At 70.2% G+C, this 16,589-nt stretch carries 19 protein-coding genes and 1 tRNA gene; 4 read left to right on the forward strand and 16 right to left on the reverse strand.

The window, feature by feature from the left end; genetic code table 11:
* Positions 1-26: 26 nt before the first annotated feature.
* Complete coding sequence (locus ACIHEI_RS22250; RefSeq protein ID WP_396607859.1) at positions 27-2,390, reverse strand: chitinase C-terminal domain-containing protein; 2,364 nt, start codon at positions 2,388-2,390, stop codon at positions 27-29.
* A gap of 185 nt (positions 2,391-2,575) precedes the next feature.
* A complete protein-coding gene (locus ACIHEI_RS22255) occupies positions 2,576-2,869 on the reverse strand; it encodes a hypothetical protein (RefSeq protein WP_396607803.1) in 294 nt (97 codons plus the stop codon).
* Between the two features lie 104 nt (positions 2,870-2,973).
* Between ACIHEI_RS22255 and ACIHEI_RS22260 the strand changes: the two genes are divergently transcribed.
* Positions 2,974-3,057: transfer RNA gene (locus ACIHEI_RS22260), tRNA-Leu, on the forward strand.
* Positions 3,058-3,119: 62 nt separating this feature from the next.
* On the opposite strand, the gene rdgB is transcribed toward ACIHEI_RS22260, so the two are convergent.
* From rdgB to ACIHEI_RS22280, 4 genes are all read right to left on the reverse strand, one after another.
* Positions 3,120-3,725 carry an RdgB/HAM1 family non-canonical purine NTP pyrophosphatase gene (gene rdgB, locus ACIHEI_RS22265; protein WP_396607804.1) on the reverse strand — a complete coding sequence of 202 codons (606 nt, stop codon included), beginning with the start codon at positions 3,723-3,725 and terminating at the stop codon, positions 3,120-3,122.
* Positions 3,726-3,752: 27 nt separating this feature from the next.
* Positions 3,753-4,181: a hypothetical protein gene (locus tag ACIHEI_RS22270; RefSeq protein ID WP_392947036.1), complete on the reverse strand. Its 429-nt coding sequence runs from the start codon at positions 4,179-4,181 to the stop codon at positions 3,753-3,755.
* 101 nt (positions 4,182-4,282) lie between these two features.
* The gene (gene rph, locus ACIHEI_RS22275) at positions 4,283-5,008 is read right to left on the reverse strand and encodes a ribonuclease PH (protein WP_392947039.1); all 726 of its coding nucleotides are present in this window, start codon (positions 5,006-5,008) and stop codon (positions 4,283-4,285) included.
* A 145-nt stretch (positions 5,009-5,153) separates the two neighbouring features.
* On the reverse strand, positions 5,154-5,387 hold the full coding sequence (locus ACIHEI_RS22280) for a glucose PTS transporter subunit EIIB (RefSeq protein ID WP_014135942.1): 234 nt from the start codon (positions 5,385-5,387) through the stop codon (positions 5,154-5,156).
* Between the two features lie 361 nt (positions 5,388-5,748).
* On the opposite strand from ACIHEI_RS22280, the gene ACIHEI_RS22285 reads away from it, so the two are divergent.
* Together ACIHEI_RS22285 and ACIHEI_RS22290 are read left to right on the forward strand one after the other, a co-directional pair.
* A complete protein-coding gene (locus tag ACIHEI_RS22285) occupies positions 5,749-7,041 on the forward strand; it encodes a PTS transporter subunit EIIC (protein WP_396607805.1) in 1,293 nt (430 codons plus the stop codon).
* A gap of 219 nt (positions 7,042-7,260) precedes the next feature.
* Positions 7,261-8,505, forward strand: coding sequence for a PTS transporter subunit EIIC (locus ACIHEI_RS22290; protein WP_396607806.1), 1,245 nt, complete (start codon positions 7,261-7,263; stop codon positions 8,503-8,505).
* A gap of 99 nt (positions 8,506-8,604) precedes the next feature.
* On the opposite strand, the gene ACIHEI_RS22295 is transcribed toward ACIHEI_RS22290, so the two are convergent.
* Positions 8,605-9,552, reverse strand: coding sequence for a LuxR C-terminal-related transcriptional regulator (locus ACIHEI_RS22295; RefSeq protein WP_396607807.1), 948 nt, complete (start codon positions 9,550-9,552; stop codon positions 8,605-8,607).
* A 142-nt stretch (positions 9,553-9,694) separates the two neighbouring features.
* Here ACIHEI_RS22295 and ACIHEI_RS22300 point away from each other — a divergent pair, with 142 nt between their 5' ends.
* Positions 9,695-10,612, forward strand: a complete 918-nt coding sequence (locus ACIHEI_RS22300; RefSeq protein ID WP_396607808.1) for a branched-chain amino acid transaminase — start codon at positions 9,695-9,697, stop codon at positions 10,610-10,612.
* Here the strand turns inward: ACIHEI_RS22300 and ACIHEI_RS22305 are convergent.
* From ACIHEI_RS22305 to clpS, 9 genes are all read right to left on the reverse strand, one after another.
* Positions 10,600-11,352 (reverse strand): MBL fold metallo-hydrolase, encoded by a 753-nt coding sequence (locus ACIHEI_RS22305; RefSeq protein ID WP_387647444.1) that lies wholly within the window; start codon positions 11,350-11,352, stop codon positions 10,600-10,602. The two genes, ACIHEI_RS22300 and ACIHEI_RS22305, sit on opposite strands and share 13 nt — an antisense overlap.
* Before the next feature lie 159 nt (positions 11,353-11,511).
* Positions 11,512-11,700: a MerR family DNA-binding transcriptional regulator gene (locus tag ACIHEI_RS22310; protein ID WP_387647446.1), complete on the reverse strand. Its 189-nt coding sequence runs from the start codon at positions 11,698-11,700 to the stop codon at positions 11,512-11,514.
* Between the two features lie 241 nt (positions 11,701-11,941).
* A complete protein-coding gene (locus ACIHEI_RS22315; protein ID WP_387647448.1) occupies positions 11,942-12,910 on the reverse strand; it encodes a PLP-dependent cysteine synthase family protein in 969 nt (322 codons plus the stop codon).
* Positions 12,910-13,188, reverse strand: coding sequence for a MoaD/ThiS family protein (locus tag ACIHEI_RS22320; RefSeq protein WP_387647451.1), 279 nt, complete (start codon positions 13,186-13,188; stop codon positions 12,910-12,912). The genes ACIHEI_RS22315 and ACIHEI_RS22320 overlap by 1 nt, the downstream gene beginning before the upstream one ends.
* A 132-nt stretch (positions 13,189-13,320) precedes the next feature.
* Positions 13,321-13,434, reverse strand: coding sequence for a putative leader peptide (locus tag ACIHEI_RS22325; RefSeq protein ID WP_387647453.1), 114 nt, complete (start codon positions 13,432-13,434; stop codon positions 13,321-13,323).
* Positions 13,435-13,574: 140 nt separating this feature from the next.
* The gene (locus ACIHEI_RS22330; RefSeq protein ID WP_387647455.1) at positions 13,575-14,006 is read right to left on the reverse strand and encodes a Mov34/MPN/PAD-1 family protein; all 432 of its coding nucleotides are present in this window, start codon (positions 14,004-14,006) and stop codon (positions 13,575-13,577) included.
* Positions 14,007-14,061: 55 nt separating this feature from the next.
* Complete coding sequence (locus ACIHEI_RS22335) at positions 14,062-15,501, reverse strand: amino acid permease (protein ID WP_387647456.1); 1,440 nt, start codon at positions 15,499-15,501, stop codon at positions 14,062-14,064.
* Between the two features lie 160 nt (positions 15,502-15,661).
* Positions 15,662-16,237, reverse strand: coding sequence for a DUF2017 domain-containing protein (locus tag ACIHEI_RS22340; protein ID WP_396607809.1), 576 nt, complete (start codon positions 16,235-16,237; stop codon positions 15,662-15,664).
* Positions 16,238-16,280: 43 nt separating this feature from the next.
* Positions 16,281-16,574: an ATP-dependent Clp protease adapter ClpS gene (gene clpS / locus ACIHEI_RS22345; protein ID WP_043914156.1), complete on the reverse strand. Its 294-nt coding sequence runs from the start codon at positions 16,572-16,574 to the stop codon at positions 16,281-16,283.
* Positions 16,575-16,589: the final 15 nt, after the last annotated feature.

The following is a 16,589-nucleotide window of genomic DNA, read 5'->3' on the forward strand; positions in this document are numbered from 1 at the left end:
CGCCACCGCCGTTCATGGGTTCGGGATCAGCAGGCCCCGAGGTCCGTCCAGACGCCCCAGGCGCCGCTCAGCGACGGGTCCTCGCCCGCGGTCCACCACTTGTTCTGGTAGTAGTGGCCCTGCCACGACACCTTGGTGACGGCGGCGTAGGTGGTCCCGGCGCTCCAGCTCGGCGCGGCCGAGCAGCTGCCGGCGGACGCCGACGGCGACGCGGACTGCGAAGCCGAGGCGGACGCGGACGCCGACGGCGAGGCCGACTGCGAGGGCGAGGCGGAGGCCGACGCAGAGGCGCTGGCCGAAGCGCTGGCCGAGGTGCTCGGCGACGGCGAGCCGGTGCCCGCGGTGGCGCCGCGGGTGTAGTCGCCGGTGATGCCGTACAGGGTGCCGCCGACGTTGACGGTCCAGTTGGCGGGGGTGGAGACCGGCAGGTAGTAGACGAACGCGACGTCCACAGAGGCGCCGGGCGCCAGCGACTGCCAGGTCGGCAGCTTCAGCGAGACCCGGTTGTAGGTGCCCTTCAGACCGCCGATGTTGTTGCCGGTGTGGTCGGCCCGGATGACCTTGGAGCCGAAGCCGGACTGGTCGGCGGCGTTGCTGGGCGCGGAGTTCGAGTAGTCGAACTGGAACTCGGTGCCGCCCGGCAGGGTGACGGTCGAGTTGTTGACGATGTGGATCTTCGGGTTGATCGGGTAGTTGTTGTCACCCAGCGCGAAGTTGGTGAACGACACGTCGATCGGCAGGGTCTGCTGCGGCAGCGCGACGGTGGAGCGGGTCGCGCCGTACGCCGAGGCCGCCTTGAACTTGTCGTACAGCAGCGAGGTCATGGTGTTGCCCTGGACGTACTCGCCCTTGCCGCCGTTGGCGGTGGCGTCCCACTTGTAGTCGCCGGCGAGCTCCCAGATCATCGCGCCACCGACGCCCTGGTTGACCAGGTAGTCGGCCTTGGCGCCGATGGACTGGTCGTCCTCGGTGGACAGGAAGACCTTCTTGTCGGCGTTCCACAGCCACGGGGCGACCAGCGAGGCACTGTAGTTGCGGGTGTAGCTGCCGTTCAGCGCGGTGTCCTTGACGCCGTACTTGGAGAGGTAGTCCGGCAGGATGCCGTTCTCCAGGTTCTTGGCGTGCCACATCGGGTTGGAGCCGGCCGGCGACTCCTTGCCGTTGTCGTCCAGGTCGTGCCAGATGTTGTCGATGCCGACGGCGCCGTCACCACAGGTGGTCAGGCCGGAGCCGGCCGGACAGTTGGTGGTGGAGGCGGTGCCCCACAGGCCGTTGGTGCCGCCCTGCACGTTCTGGAAGCCGCGGGTGTAGTACGGCACGCCGAGGTTGATCCGGCCGGCCGGCATCGCGCCGCGGAAGTAGTGGTAGGCCCAGTCACCGTTCAGGTAGCCGATCCCGCCGTACTGCGAGGTGCCGTACACGTTGGCGGCCGCGAGCTCGCCGTCCTTGCCGTCGTCGTACAGCGCGGCGTTCGGGCCGACGTACTTGTTCCAGGCGCCGTGCAGGTCGTACGACATGATGTTGACGTAGTCCAGGTACTGGGTGACCTGGAAGGTCTCCATGCCGCGCAGCAGGTAGCCCGAGGACGGGGCGGCGACCGACAGCAGGTAGTACTTGCCGTCGGCGGCGGAGGCCCGGTCGAGCTTCTCGCGCATGGTCTTCATCAGCGCCGCGTAGCCCTTCATCAGGGACGCGCGCTTGGCGTTGGAGATGGAGTAGTCGAGCGGGTTGCCCGCGTCCTTCATCGAGGTCGGGTACTCGTAGTCGAGGTCGACGCCGTTGAAGCCGTACTTCTTGATGAAGTTGACGGCGGAATCCGCGAAGGTGTTGATGCCGGCCTGGTTGACCGACCCGTCCGCGTTGACGGTCATCGAGTAGAAGCCGCCGGAGTTGACCCGCTTGCCCGAGTCGTCGAAGTAGCCGCCGGTCTCGGCCCAACCGCCCACCGAGACCATGGTCTTGACATTCGGGAACTGCTTCTTGTACTTGCTGAGCAGGTTGAAGTGGCCCTTGTAGGGCAGCGACGGGTCCATCTCCGCGCCGGCCACGCCCGGGAAGGTCATCCCGGTGGAGGCGTTGTCCGCGTTGTCGGTGCCCACCGAGATGGTGTTGTCACCGGCGACGTGCGCGAACGCGTAGTTGAGGTGGGTGACCTTGTCCCAGGGGATGTTGTTCACCAGGTAGGCGGGCGTGCCGTCCTTGCCGGTGCGCCAGCCGGTGAAGTAGCCGATGACGCGGCGCTGGTGGTCGGCGCCCATCTGCTCGCGGCCGCTGGTGTCGTAGACGTTGCAGTAGGGGACGTCGACGCCGGGCGTGGTGTACATGCCGTCGGGGCGGCACGCCTGGTTGTCGACGGCGGCGGCGGACGGCGCGACGCCGAGCGTGCCCATCAGCAGGCCCGCGAGTCCCGCCGCCGCGGTGGCGGCGAACGCCACCTTGCGGCCGCTCTTCTGACGGCCGGCAGCGGTGGGACGCTGCGCCGTGGTGTGTCGGATCAACACTCGGTCCTCCGGGAGAGAGTGTCGCGTGCATGCCTGTGGGAGGGCATGCACATGTGGGGGAAGTTCCGCCGAACTTAAAAGGTCTGGACCATCCACGTCAACAGGTCTGTACCAACTTGGCAAGAAAGGCCGAACCGTCCGCACTCGGACGATCCGGCCTTCTCCAGGGCGAGTTGACGCCACTTCATTTTCGCGCCCATCGCGTTGACCAGCGTCCCGGACGGGTCGTCGCCCTCCGGCGAGCAGGCGAATATGCCACCCAGGCCCTTGCCAGTGGCGTACGCACCGCGCGCCGCGATGGCCCGCGAGGCATCGCCGGCCCACAGGCTGGTGCCGTCGTAGATCCACGCGCTCCGGATGGTCGGCACGGGTCGCTCCGATATTCACGCCCGGCAGGGGGACCGGACGCCGCCCGAAAGGGTGGTGCACGTCGAGGTGACGGACAAGTAGCATGACGGGGAAGTCGCTGCCTGCGGTCTTGGCGGAATTGGCAGACGCCCGGGTTTTAGGTGCCCGTGAGAGAAATCTCGTGAGGGTTCGAGTCCCTCAGGCCGCACCCATGGTGAAGGGCCCGCCCGGAACGTTCCGGGTGGGCCCTTCGCGCGTCAACGCGGCGTCTCAGCCGAGCAGTTCGGCCACCACCGGGGCGAGCGAGCGGAACGCCTGACCGCGGTGGCTGATCGCGTTCTTCTCCTCGGCGCTCAGCTCGGCGCAGGTCCGGCTCTCGCCGAGCGGCTGCAGGATCGGGTCGTAGCCGAAGCCGCCGCTGCCGGCCGGCTCGGTGCGCAGCGTGCCGTGCAGCCGGCCCTCGACGACCCGCTCGGTGCCGTCGGGCAGCGCGAGCGCGGCGGCGCAGGCGAAGGACGCGGCGCGGTGCTCGGCCGAGATGTCGCCGAGCTGGGCGAGCAGCAGGTCCAGGTTGGCCTTGTCGTCGCCGTGCCGGCCGGCCCAGCGGGCGGAGAAGATGCCGGGCGCCCCGCCGAGCACGTCCACGCACAGCCCGGAGTCGTCGGCGACCGCGGGGAGTCCGGTGGCGCGGGCCAGCGCGTGCGCCTTCAGCAGGGCGTTCTCGGCGAAGGTCACGCCGGTCTCCGGCACGTCCGGCACCTCGGGGAAGGCGTCCGCGCCGACCAGTTCGACATCCAGCCCGGCCGCGCCGAGGATGTCGCGCAGCTCGGCGACCTTGTGCTGGTTACGGGTGGCGAGAACGAGGCGCGTGGTCATGCCCGCAAGCCTAACCACCCGCCGATCTCAGCCCGTGCACACCTTGCTGATCCGCCCCGCAGCGTCCCCGAGCGGGCCGAGGTCGGGCGTCTCGTTGGCGTCGATGGCCTTCTGCACCTTGTCGACCTGGGTCTGCAGGTCGCCGACGGCCTTGGCCAGGTCGGCGTCGCTGGAGTTGCGGCCGATCTTGTCCAGGTCGCCCTTGATCTTCTGGACGGCCTTCCCGGCGGCGGCCGGGTCCTTGTCCGCGTTGTTGTACGCGGAGCCGAGCTGCGCCACGTCGGTGGAGAGCTGCACGGCCGTGTTGGCGCAGCTCACCGCCTTCTCCGCGGCGGAGCAGCTGACCGCACTCAACGGCAGGATCAGCACCAGCGCGGCGACGGCCAGCGCGGCGGTGCGGTTGATGCTGAGTGGCTGCTGCATCGGCGAGTCCTCCAGGAGGGTGTGCGGGCTCACAGCGGAACGTTAAGGGTCTGCCCGCGTGCCTGTACAGCACACGCGGGCCTGCCCTTCGGTTCTGACGGCCGTTCGACCCACCGCGGTTCCGCGTGGAGCCGTTACAGCCCCAGCGCCTTGCGCTGGATCTCGTCCAGCTCGGCGCAGCCCAGGCTGCCCAGGTCGAGCAGCTGGTTGAGCAGGTCGCGGTCGAAGGGGGCGCCCTCGGCGGTGCCCTGGACCTCGACGAAGCGCCCGTCGGAGGTGCAGACGATGTTCATGTCGGTCTCGGCCCGGACGTCCTCCTCGTAGCGGAGGTCGAGCATCGGGACGCCGTCGATGATGCCGACGCTGACCGCGCTGACGCCTCCGGTGATCGGCTGGCCCTTGGCGCGCAGCAGCTTCTTCTCGCGGGCCCAGGAGACCGCGTCGACCAGCGCCACGTACGCGCCGGTGATCGCGGCGGTGCGGGTGCCGCCGTCGGCCTGGAGGACGTCGCAGTCCAGCACGAAGGTGTTCTCGGCGAGCGCGCGGTGGTCGACCACGGCGCGCAGCGAGCGGCCGATCAGCCGGCTGATCTCGTGGGTGCGGCCGCCGATCTTGCCGCGCACCGACTCGCGGTCGCCGCGGGTGTTGGTGGCGCGCGGCAGCATGGCGTACTCGGCGGTGACCCAGCCTTCGCCGCTGCCCTTGCGCCAGCGCGGGACGCCCTCGGTGACGCTGGCGGTGCACAGCACCTTGGTGTCGCCGTAGGAGACCAGGACGGATCCTTCGGCGTGCTTGCTCCAGCCCCGTTCGATGGTGATGGGGCGGAGCTGGTCGGGGGTGCGGCCGTCGATGCGTGACATGCGAACGAGCGTATCCCGTCCGGCTCCCCGCCCGTCCCCGTCCCGTCCTGCCCCATCCCGCCCCGTCCCGTCCTGCCCCATCCCGCCCCCGGACGTGCGACGGCCCGCCACCGGCAGTGCGGGGGCGGGCCGGCGGGGCCTCGGCTCACATCATGTCTTCGATCTCGGCCGCGATCGGGTCGGCGTCGGTGCCGATGACGACCTGGATGGCGGTGCCCATCTTCACCACACCGTGGGCGCCGGCCGCCTTGAGGGCCGCCTCGTCGACCTTGGAAGCGTCGTGGACCTCGGTGCGCAGCCGGGTGATGCAGCCTTCGACCTCGTCGATGTTCTCGATTCCGCCGAGACCGGCGACGATCTTCTCAGCCTTGCTGGCCATGGTCTTTCTCCCTCTGTCTCGGCGCATCGGCGGTCGGTCGCCGGGTGCCGTACTGCGTGTGCGGTGGTACCGGCCGGAAGTGACTCGGGATCAGTCTGCCGCGCCTTCCGACGGCGCGACCAGCATCACCCGATTCCGGACGATATGCCATGTTGGTCCACGTTCGGACCAGCTCCGCGCGCGGTCCGCTCGGGGGTCGCCCGAAGATGACGATCACCGGGCCCATGGCCCGGCGGACCGCCTCCGACCCCATAAATGGTCTACACCAATTATAGGTGTACTCGGACAACGCCGGACGGTCCGCCGGTGTTCCTGGCCCTCCCCCGGACGGACCGGGCAGCGAAGCACGGAGGGCCGACGATTGAGTTCAACAGGCGCCGCCGCTCATCAGAGCACCTGGTGGCACACCTTCTACGGCGGCCTGCAGAAGATGGGCCGCAGCCTCCAGCTGCCGGTCGCCGTGCTGCCCGCCGCCGGCATCCTCACCCGCCTCGGCCAGGACGACATCTTCGGCAAGAACGGCCTCGGCTGGGACCGGGTCGCCACGGCCATCGCCGCCGCCGGCGGCGCGCTCCTCGACCCGGCCCTCGGCCTGCCGCTGCTGTTCTGCATCGGTGTGGCGATCGGCATGGCCAAGAAGGCGGACGGCTCGACCGCGCTCGCCGCGGTGGCGGGGTTCCTGGTCTACTACGCCGTCCTGCGGGCCTTCCCGAAGGCCTGCCCGGCCCCCTCGGTACTGGAGCAGACGGTCTGCGTCGACTTCGAGGCCAAAACAGCGGTGAAGGTGGACTTCCAGAACCCCGGCGTGCTCGGCGGCATCCTGATGGGTCTCTTCTCGGCCAAGCTGTGGGTGCGCTACCACCGGGTCAAGCTGGTCGACTGGCTGGGCTTCTTCAACGGCCGCCGCCTGGTCCCGATGATCACCGCCCTGGTCGGCCTGCTGTTCGGCTCGCTGATGGTGTGGATCTGGCAGCCGATCGGCACCGGGCTGGAGGACTTCTCCAAGTGGCTGTCCGACCTGGGCGCCGGCGGCTCCGGCATCTTCGGCGTCGCCAACCGCGCCCTGCTGCTGGTCGGCATGCACCAGCTGCTGAACACCTTCGTCTGGTTCCAGTTCGGCACCTTCACCAACCCGCACACCGGCAAGACCGCCACCGGCGACATCGGCCGCTTCCTGGCGGGCGACCCGACGGCCGGCCAGTTCCTCTCCGGCTTCTTCCCGATCATGATGTTCGCGCTGCCCGCCGCCGCGATGGCCATCGCCGCCTCGGCGAAGCCGCACCGCCGCAAGGAGATCTACGGCCTGATGACCTCGGTCGCACTGACCTCCTTCGTCACCGGCGTCACCGAGCCCATCGAGTACTCCTTCGCCTACGTCGCCCCGCTGCTGTACGGCATCCACGCCCTGCTCACCGGCGCCTCGATGGCCATCACCTGGGCGCTCGGCGTCCATGACGGCTTCAGTTTCTCGGCCGGACTCATCGACTACGTGATCAACTGGAACCTGGCCACCAAACCCTGGCTGATCATCCCGATCGGCCTGTGCTTCGCGGCGGTCTACTACGTCGTCTTCCGGTTCGTCATCGTCAAATTCGACCTGAAAACACCAGGACGCGAGGAGGAGGGCGAGATCGAGGACCCGACCAAGGCCTGACGAATTCGCCCTGCGCGCCCCCGGTGGGAGACAATTTCCGTCCGGGGGCGCCGTGTTGTCCGGCGGCCGAGGCGGCGGGCCGGGCAGGTTTCGATTCCGCAGCGCTTGACGGGGGCCGACCTTCGGAGGGTTCCGGAGCGTGTTCGGCGCGTGCTAGAAACTGGACCGGGCCACCAGTGGTCTAGACCAGGATCGCGCTGCCGTGAGGAACCGCCCGCTATGAGTACGACCGCACCGAACTCGCAGGCGGCACCGGGCGGACGGGCCCTGCGCTCCCGGGTCTTCCCCGCCCTCCAGAAGATCGGCCGCAGCCTCCAGCTCCCGATCGCCGTCCTGCCCGCCGCCGGCATCCTGCTCCGACTCGGTCAGGACGACGTGTTCGGCCCCAAGGGCCTCGGCTGGACCAAGGTCGCCGAAGTCTTCGCCGCCTCCGGCCACGCCGTCTTCGACTGGATGCCGCTGCTGTTCTGCGTCGGCATCGCGATCGGCTACGCCAAGAAGTCCGACGGCTCCACCGCACTCGCCGCACTGGTCGGCTTCCTGACCTACCACCAGGTGCTCACCGCCTTCCCCAAGACCGCCTACCAGGTGCTCCCCGGCAAGGACATCGAGGCCACCTACCAGGACCCCGGGGTAGCCGGCGGAGTCGTCGTCGGCCTGCTCTCCGCCCTGCTCTGGCAACGCCTGCACCGCACCCGGCTGGTCGACTGGCTCGGCTTCTTCAACGGCCGCCGACTGGTACCCATCGTGATGGCCTTCGTCGGCACCGGCCTCGGCGTCTTCTTCGGCCTCTGCTGGGGCCCGATCGGCTCCGCCGTCGACGAGTTCAGCAACTGGGTGATCGGCCTCGGCGCACTCGGCGCCGGCATCTTCGGCCTGATCAACCGGGCGCTCCTGCCGTTCGGCCTGCACCAGATCGCCAACACCTTCTTCTGGCAGCAGGCCGGCAACTACACCGTCGGCGACCGCACCTTCCACGGCGACCAGACCCGCTTCTTCCAACTCGACCCCAACGCGGGCCAGTTCATGTCCGGCTTCTTCCCCGTCATGATGTTCGGCCTGCCCGCCGCCGCCCTCGCCATCGCCCACTGCGCCCGCCCCGAACGCCGCCGAGCCGTCCTCGGCATGATGATCTCGCTCGCCCTCACCTCCTTCGCCACCGGCATCACCGAACCCATCGAATTCGCCTTCGTCTTCATCGCCCCCGCCCTCTACGTCGCCCACGCCCTCCTCACCGGCATCTCCATGGCCGCCACCTGGGCCCTCGGCGTCCACCACGGCTTCACCTTCTCCGCCGGCGTCATCGACTACGTCCTCAACTGGGGCTACGCCACCAGACCTTGGCTGATCATCCCGATAGGCCTGGTCATCGCGGTGATCTACTACACGGCCTTCCGATTCGTCATCCTCCGCTTCGACCTGAAGACCCCTGGGCGCGAGGAAGAAGGCTTCGAGGAAACATAGGACCGCGCGCCCCGCAGGGGCGCGGGGAACTGCGCGAAGCGGAAGGAGCACGCCCGCAAGATCGCGCCCCCGCCAGCCAGTTGCACGCGGAAGCGCCCCTCAGATCCACCCCAGCCTCGTAGCGTGCACCCCCGCCTGGAACCTCGACTGCGCCCCCAACGAAGCCGTCAGATCCGCCACCAGCCTCCGCACCGTCCGGTCCGAGATCTCCAGCTTCCGCCCGATCGCCTGATCCGTCAGCCCGGCGGCGAGCAGCCGCAGCACCTCTCGGTGCCGGTCGTCCGGTGCCGCACGGCCCAGAAGCTCCGGCGGAACCCAACTCGCCGCCCAGAAGTGCTCGAAGAGCTCCCGCACCACCGAGACCACCGCCGGGTCCCGGACCACCACCGCCGCGCTGCCGGGCGTCTCGCCGGGGGCGGGCAGGACGGCGAGGTGGGAGTCCACCACGATCAGCCAGAGCGGCAGGCTGTGCGCGACCCGGATGCTCGCGCCGGCGGCGGTGAGCGCCTGGACGTGGGCGAGCACGGCCGCCTGGTGGAGCGCGGCAGCAGGGTAGATGGTGCGCAGCGCGACCCGGTGGGCGAGGGCGATCCGTTCGCGGGCGAGTTTCTCGGCGAGGCCGGTCTCGGACTGGTCCTGCCCGGGCCGCAGCGACAGCGCCTCGGTGCGGGCGGCCCGGGCGGCGTCCTCCAGCAGGGCGGCGATCCGGTCGGGGCCGCGGACGAGTTCGTGGGCGGCGGCGGTGCGCAGCGGCAGGTAGTGGCGGTGCAGGTGCTCGACCCGTTCGTGGGTGCGGCGGGCCTCGCCGAGCAGCGCGGCGAGCCGGTGGTCGGAGTCGGTGAGCAGGTCGCGCACGGCGGTGTCGATGGAGACGGCGGCCACGCCGTTCGCGGTGGCGGTGGTCGACCGGAGCAGCCCGAGCGCGTGCAGGTCGTCCAGCGCCTTGGCGAACTCCGCTTCTTCGCAGTCGAGTTCGGCGCGCAGGGAGTCCAGCGGGCAGCCGGGGTCGGCGAGCAGTCGGGCGTACAGGGCGGTGCTGGTCTCCACCCTTCCGGAGCCTAGGGCCGCGACCGGTGGGCGGACGCCGCCATTTCAGCATCCGAGACGGGTGCTCCGGTGTCGGCCATGGCCTGATCCGGCGGGCCCGTTGCTCTTCGCGGATGCGGGCCGGGCTGCCCAGGATGGCGGCATGGCGATCGACGAGTCTTCCGTGATCTGGTTCGACGGCGCGCTGGTGCCCTGGCAGCAGGCGCGCGTCCATGTGCTCACCCATGCGCTGCACTACGGCACCGGGGTGCTGGAGGGCACCCGGGTGTTCGACACCGTCACCGGCCCCGCGGTGTTCCGGCTGCCCGAACACCTGACCCGCCTGAGCCGCAGCGCCCGCATGCTGCGCATGGAACTCCCCTACTCCACCCACGAATTGGAGGCCGCCACCATCTCACTCGTGGCGGCGAACGGCCACCGCGAGTGCTACCTGCGGCACTTGGCGTTCCTCGGCTACGGCTCGATGGGGCTGGACATGCGCCACTCCCCCACCAGCGTGTCGATCGCGTCCTGGGAGTGGCCGGCCTACCTGCCGGCCGGGCGCGGGCTGCGGCTGATGACCAGCAGTTGGCGGCGCACCGACCCCAACTCCGTCCCGCCGGCGGCGAAGGCGACCGGCCCGTACCTGAACTCGGCGCTGGCCCGCCGGGAGGCGACCGACGCCGGGTTCGACGAGGCGCTGCTGCTGGCCCCGGACGGGACGGTCAGCGAGTGCAGTTCGGAGAACGTGTTCGTGGTGCGCGGCGGTGTGCTGCGGACCACCCCGGCCAGTGCGGGGGCGCTCGAGGGGATCACCCAGGACACCGTGCTGACGCTGGCCCGCGATCTGGGGGCGGAGGTCCGGATCGAGCCGCTGCTGCGCTCGGACCTGTACGCGGCGGACGAGGTGTTCCTGTCCGGAACGGCCGCCGGAGTGGTCCCGGTCAGCTCCCTGGACAACCGTGAACTACCCTCGCACGAGGGCGAGTTGACGAGGAAGCTGACCCAGGCGTACCGGGCCGCGGTACACGGGGAGGACGCCCGCTACCGGCACTGGCTGACGCCGGTTCACAGTTCGTAGACGGCTCCGGCGCGGGCCAGGTCGACCGGTCCGGGGTAGACGGCGGCGGCGTCGCGGCGGTTGCGTTCGGCGTCGGTCCACGGCGGGATGTGGGTGAGCACCAGGCGCCGGGCGCCGGCCCGGGCGGCGTGCTCGCCGGCCTGGCGGCCGTTGAGGTGGATGGAGTCGAAGGTCTCCTTGCCGTGCGTGTACGCCGCCTCGCACAGGAACAGGTCGGCGCCGCGGGCGAGTTCGACCAGTTCGGGGCAGACGCCGGTGTCGCCGGAGTAGACCACGCTGCGGCCGCCGTGCTCGATCCGGAAGCCGTAGGCCTCGGAGTCCAGGTGGTTGACGAGGGCCACGGTGACGGTGAGCGGGCCGAGTTCCAGGCGGGCGCCGTCGGTGAGGTCGCGGAAGTCGAAGACCTCGGTCATGCCGGGCTTCTCCGGCATGTCGTAGGCGCGGGCCAGGCGTGCCGCGGTGCCGGTCGGGCCGTAGACGGGCAGCAGGGCGGGGCAGCCCTCGACCCGGTAGTTGCGGGCCACCCAGTACGCGCACAGGTCGATGCAGTGGTCGGCGTGCAGGTGGCTGAGCAGCACCGCGTCGACGTCGTACAGACCGGTGTACTTCTGCAGGTTGCCGAGGGCGCCGTTGCCGAGGTCGACGACCAGGCGGTAGCCGTCGGCCTCCACCAGGTAGCTGGAGCAGGGGGAGTCCACGGACGGGAAGCTCCCCGAGCACCCCACTACGGTCAGTTTCATGCCGAGCCCTTCCCGCCCCGTCGCGCCATCGTCCGCGGCCGTCCGCGCCGCCGGGGGCGGAGCGGGTTTCTTGAGTGTCGAGGGTAAGGGCCGGGCGGCACTTTGCCCCCTCTCCCGTGCCGCGCTGTGGGCGGAATCACCAGGACGGGGCGGGCCGTTTCAGCGCCGCCCGGGGCGGGTCCTGGCCCAGTTCCGGATGGTCTGCGGGTACCAGCGGGGGCGGCCGCCGGCGTCCAGCCGGTCGGGGTGCGGGAGCAGTCCGTGGCGCTTGTAGTGGCGGACGGTCTCGGCCTGCACGCCGATGTGGCGGGCGATCTCGACGTAGGACCAGAGCTTCCGGCCGGGCATGGATGCCCACCTCCACGGTGACGGTGAACCAAGCAATGAGCCGTCAGCCTGTTGGGCAAGTGCGCCCGGCAGGTGCGCGACGGGCTGCGGTCGCGGTTCCGTGACAGAGCGGTCACCGGGAACGGACAAATACCGGGATGTCACAGCAGGCCGATGATCCGACCGTCCGACCATGAGAACCATCCGAACGCCGACGGCGCGGCCCCCGACCGGGGTGCCGCGCCGTCGAGTTGGCGTTCCGTCAGGCCCAGAGCTGGCCCTGCAGCGCTTCGACCGCCGCTTCGGTGGTCTCGGCGGTGTAGATGCCGGTGGACAGGTACTTCCAGCCGCCGTCGGCGACCACGAAGACCACGTCCGCCCGCTCGCCGGCCCGGGCCGCCTTGCGGGCCACCCCGATCGCGGCGTGCAGGATCGCGCCGGTGGACACGCCCGCGAAGATGCCTTCCTGCTGGAGCAGTTCACGGGTCCGGGCGACCGCGTCGGCGGAGCCGACCGAGAAGCGGGTGGTGAGCACCTCGGCCTCGTACAGCTCGGGGACGAAGCCCTCGTCGAGGTTGCGCAGGCCGTACACCAGGTCGTCGTAACGCGGCTCGGCGGCGACGATCTGCACGCCGGGGACCTTCTCGCGCAGGTACCGGCCGACGCCCATCAGGGTGCCGGTGGTGCCGAGACCCGCCACGAAGTGGGTGACGGTGGGCAGGTCGGCGAGGATCTCCGGGCCGGTGCCGTAGTAGTGCGCGCCGGCGTTGTCCGGGTTGCCGTACTGGTAGAGCATCACCCAGTCGGGGTGCTCGGCGGCGATCTCCTTGGCGATCCGCACCGCGGTGTTGGAGCCGCCGGCGGCCGGCGAGGGGATGATCTCCGCGCCCCACATCCGCAGCAGCTCGCGGCGCTCCTCGCTGGTGTTCTCGGGCATCACGCAGACCATCCGGTAGCCCTTGAGCTTGGCCGCCATGGCGAGCGAGATACCGGTGTTGCCGCTGGTCGGCTCCAGGATGGTGCAGCCCGGCGTGAGCCGCCCGTCGGCCTCGGCACGCTCGATCATGTGCAGCGCCGGACGGTCCTTGATGGAGCCGGTGGGGTTGCGGTCCTCCAGCTTGGCCCACAGCGTGACCAGGCCGTCGTCATTGCCGGGCACGGCCGCGGACAGCCGCGGCAGCCGCACCAGGGGGGTGTTGCCGACGGCCTCGATCGGGCTGTCGTAACGCATTACTTCATACCGCCGGCCACCGCGGGGAGGATGGTGACGCTGTCGCCGTCGGCCAGCTTGGTGGCGACGCCGTCCAGGAAGCGGACGTCCTCGTCGTTCAGGTAGACGTTGACGAAGCGGCGCAGCTCGCCGCCGTCCAGCAGCCGGGCGGCGATGCCGGGGTGGCGGGCGTCGAGGTCGGTGAACAGCTCTCCGAGGTTGTCGCCGTTGCCGTCGACGGCCTTGGCGCCGTCGGTGTAGGTGCGGAGGATGGTCGGGATGCGGACCTCGATGGCCATGGCTGCGCTCCTGTGGAGTGGTTTCGGGTCGCCGGGCCGTCGCGGGCGCGGCAGGGGGAAGGACCCCGACGGCGGCCGGGGCGGAAAGGTCGAGAAAGCAGTCGGGAGGAGGCTTGCTGTCGGCTCTGCCGGTCAGCGCGCGGCGGTGCCGGGACAGATCGCGCTGGCCAGCCGGCACAGGTCGACGTGCAGGCGCGCCACGAGGCGGATGCCTGGGCCCTGATTGCTCACATCGACGGAACGCATGGACTCATCGTATAGATTCCCGCCCCCGCTTTGACATGCTTGTCTCACCATCCGGCCGCAAGCGTCCCGCCCCATGAGAAAACGGGCCCGCCGGCCGCGCGCCGCACGGCCTGGGCGGACCCGTCGGCGGGCCCGGAGGCTCAGACCTGGTAGGCCTCGACCACCTCGACGTCTTCCTCCGTGATCACACCGTCCACGATGCGGAACGAGCGGAACTGATAGGGGTCGTCCTCGCCAGTGCCCTCGGCGGTGGATACCAGCACGTAGTGCGCGAACGGCTCGGAGGCGTAGCTCACGTCGGTGCGGGACGGGTAGGCCTCGGTGGCGGTGTGCGAGTGGTAGATCACCACCGGCTCCTCGTCCAGGTCGTCCATCTCGCGGTAGAGCTTCAGCAGGTCGCCGGAGTCGAACTCGTAGAAGGTGGGCGAGCGGGCCGCGTTGAGCATCGGGATGAACCGCTCGGGCCGGCCGGTGCCGGCCGGTCCGGCGATCACGCCGCACGCCTCGTCCGGGTGGTCGGCGCGGGCGTGGGCGACCATCCGGTCGCGCAGTTCTCGGGTGATGGTCAGCATGCGGCCAGGATAGCCAGGGCCTTTCCGGCCGATCCTGCCGGACGGACCCTGGGCCTCACTCGCCGCTTTCGGCGTGCAGGTGCCCGTGCGGATCGCCGTGCACGGCGGCCGGGTCGCGGCGGCCGATCACCCGGTAACCGACGATCAGCATCAGCGCCCAGAACGGGAAGACGTACAGCGAGATTCGGGCGGTCGAGTCGAGCGCGATCAGCACCAGCACCATCACCAGGAAGGCCAGCGCCAGCCAGCGGGTCCAACTGCCGCCGGGGGCGCGGAAGGTCGGCGCGGGCAGCCGGCCGGCCTTCCAGGCGGCGTGGTAGCGGAGCTGGCTGGCCAGGATGACCCCCCAGGTCCACAGGCCGCAGACGGTGGCGACCGAGGTGATGTACTCGAACGCCCGCTCCGGCACGAGGTAGTTGAGCACCACTCCGGCACCCATCAGCATGCAGGAGACGGTGATCGCGGCGGCGGGGGTGCGCCGGGCGGTGAGCCGGGTGAGCCGGCCGGGGGCCTGCCGGCGCAGCGCCAGGTCGCGCAGCATCCGGCCGGTGGAGTACATCCCGGAGTTGCAGGAGGACAGCGCCGCGGTGAGCACCACGAAGTTGATGATGCCGGCCGCGGCGGGGATGCCGACCTTGCCGAAGGCGGCGACGAACGGGCTGACGCCGGGCTCGAATTCGGACCACGGCACCAGCGACAGGATGATCAGCAGGGCGCCGACGTAGAACAGCGCGATCCGCACCGGCAGGGTGTTGATCGCCCGCGGCAGCGTCTTCTCGGGGTTCTCGCTCTCCCCGGCGGTGACGCCGACCAGCTCGACCCCCAGGTAGGCGAACATGACGATCTGAAGGGACATCACGGTGGCCCCGAAGCCCTTGGGGAAGAAGCCTCCGTCGTTCCACAGGTGGGCGATGGTGGCGGTCTCCCCGGCGGCGGAGAAGCCGAAGATCAGCACGCCGATGCCGATCAGGATCATCCCCACGATCGCGGTGACCTTGACCATCGAGAACCAGAACTCGATCTCGCCAAACAGCTTCACCGAGATCAGGTTGGCGCCGTACAGCAGCAGCAGGAAGACCAGCGCGGTGCCCCACTGCGGGACGCCCGGCTCCCAGAACCGCACGTAGACGGCGGCGGCGGTGGTCTCGGCCATGCCGGTGACCACCCAGAACAGCCAGTACGTCCAGCCGGTGACGAAGCCGGCGAACGGGCCGAGGAACTCGCGGGCGTACTCGGCGAAACTGCCCGACACCGGGCGGTAGGTGAGCAGTTCGCCGAGCGCCCGCATGATCACGAAGATCACCACGCCGGCCACCGCGTAGGCGAGCAGCAGGCTCGGCCCTGCCTTGGAGATGGCGGTGCCGGCCCCGAGGAACAGGCCGGTGCCGATCGCGCCGCCGATCGCGATCATCTGGATCTGCCGGCCGCCGAGCCCCCGCTCGTAGCCCTCGTCATCGGGGACCGGGTCGGTCGTCTCGTCGGTCGCCTCGGTCATCTGCCACCTCGCCTCCCCGGTTCGCGCCGACCGGTCGGCCGACACGCCCCGTCTTCCGGGTGAAACAGCAGTGAACCACGCGAAATGCGCCGCTACAGCGTGAATCCGATCATCCTCGAAATAATCGGACAATTCGAGCGAATGGGTGGGCCCCGATGGCTCAGCCGGCCATCGCCTCCAGCAGGCTCTCCTGCATCGCGCCCAGCCACAGGTAGGCGATCACCAGCGGCTTGCGCGAGTCGTTCTCCGGCAGGTCGTAGAGGCCGTCGTCGTCCTCCTCGGTGACCTCCAGCCGGGAACCCAGGGTCAGCCGCAGGTCGTTGAGCGCGCCCAGCCAGCGCGGGCAGTCCCCGGCGTCGACCACGACCACGCCGCCCTCGCCGCCGAGCCCGTCCAGCGCCCGGACCACCGTGAGGGCGTCCTCCCGCTTGCGGGCCCGCAGGTCCAGCTCGGTGTAGCGGCGGAACTCGGAGGCCATCTCGGCGTTCTGCGGGTCCTCGGGCGCGCCCGGGCCGCCGTACGCGTCGGGGAACAGCCGCAGCAGCGCCGGGTCCTCGGGCGCCTCGCTGGGGCCCTCGGCGAACAGCGCCGCCAGCGGGTCCTCGTGCTCGCCGCCGGGCGGCGGGCCGATCAGCTCCAGCATCTGCACTTCCAACGAGCGCAGGATGGAAGCCTCGAACTCGTCCAGCGGGATCGCCGCGCCGCCGCTCGCGGCGCTCTCGAACAAACCGGCCATGTGTTTCGGATCAGTCCCTCGTGGATCGGTGGGTGGCGGGCCGTCAGTCGTGCTGCAGGGTGGCCCACAGGCCGTAGCCGTGCATCGCCTGCACGTCGCGCTCCATCTCCTCGCGGGTGCCGCTGGAGACCACCGCCCGCCCCTTGGTGTGCACGTCCATCATCAGCTGACGCGCCTTGTCCTTCGGGTAGCCGAAGTAGCTCTGGAAGACGTACTGCACGTAGGTCATCAGGTTGACCGGGTCGTTGTGGACGATGGTCACCCAGGGAGTGTCCGGCTCCGTGACCGGAACCCCCTCCACTTCCGGGCGCTCGATCTCCACCGGCGCGACACTCACAGTCCGTCTCTCCTC

Source organism: Kitasatospora sp. NPDC051984 (assembly GCF_044593455.1).
GTDB lineage: Bacteria > Actinomycetota > Actinomycetes > Streptomycetales > Streptomycetaceae > Kitasatospora.

Coding starts and splice junctions, on each gene's coding strand:
- ACIHEI_RS22330 (WP_387647455.1), bottom strand. CDS start 14,006: ATGCTGACCATCACCCGAGAACTGCGCGACCGGATGGTCGCCCACGCC.
- ACIHEI_RS22280 (WP_014135942.1), bottom strand. CDS start 5,387: ATGGCCAGCAAGGCTGAGAAGATCGTCGCCGGTCTCGGCGGAATCGAG.
- rph (WP_392947039.1), bottom strand. CDS start 5,008: ATGTCACGCATCGACGGCCGCACCCCCGACCAGCTCCGCCCCATCACC.
- ACIHEI_RS22310 (WP_387647446.1), bottom strand. CDS start 11,700: ATGCCCGGCCGGAAGCTCTGGTCCTACGTCGAGATCGCCCGCCACATC.
- ACIHEI_RS22290 (WP_396607806.1), top strand. CDS start 7,261: ATGAGTACGACCGCACCGAACTCGCAGGCGGCACCGGGCGGACGGGCC.
- ACIHEI_RS22320 (WP_387647451.1), bottom strand. CDS start 13,188: ATGGCCATCGAGGTCCGCATCCCGACCATCCTCCGCACCTACACCGAC.
- ACIHEI_RS22340 (WP_396607809.1), bottom strand. CDS start 16,237: ATGGCCGGTTTGTTCGAGAGCGCCGCGAGCGGCGGCGCGGCGATCCCG.
- ACIHEI_RS22250 (WP_396607859.1), bottom strand. CDS start 2,390: ATGGGCACGCTCGGCGTCGCGCCGTCCGCCGCCGCCGTCGACAACCAG.
- ACIHEI_RS22300 (WP_396607808.1), top strand. CDS start 9,695: ATGGCGATCGACGAGTCTTCCGTGATCTGGTTCGACGGCGCGCTGGTG.
- ACIHEI_RS22325 (WP_387647453.1), bottom strand. CDS start 13,434: ATGCGTTCCGTCGATGTGAGCAATCAGGGCCCAGGCATCCGCCTCGTG.
- ACIHEI_RS22305 (WP_387647444.1), bottom strand. CDS start 11,352: ATGAAACTGACCGTAGTGGGGTGCTCGGGGAGCTTCCCGTCCGTGGAC.
- ACIHEI_RS22335 (WP_387647456.1), bottom strand. CDS start 15,501: ATGACCGAGGCGACCGACGAGACGACCGACCCGGTCCCCGATGACGAG.
- ACIHEI_RS22315 (WP_387647448.1), bottom strand. CDS start 12,910: ATGCGTTACGACAGCCCGATCGAGGCCGTCGGCAACACCCCCCTGGTG.
- rdgB (WP_396607804.1), bottom strand. CDS start 3,725: ATGACCACGCGCCTCGTTCTCGCCACCCGTAACCAGCACAAGGTCGCC.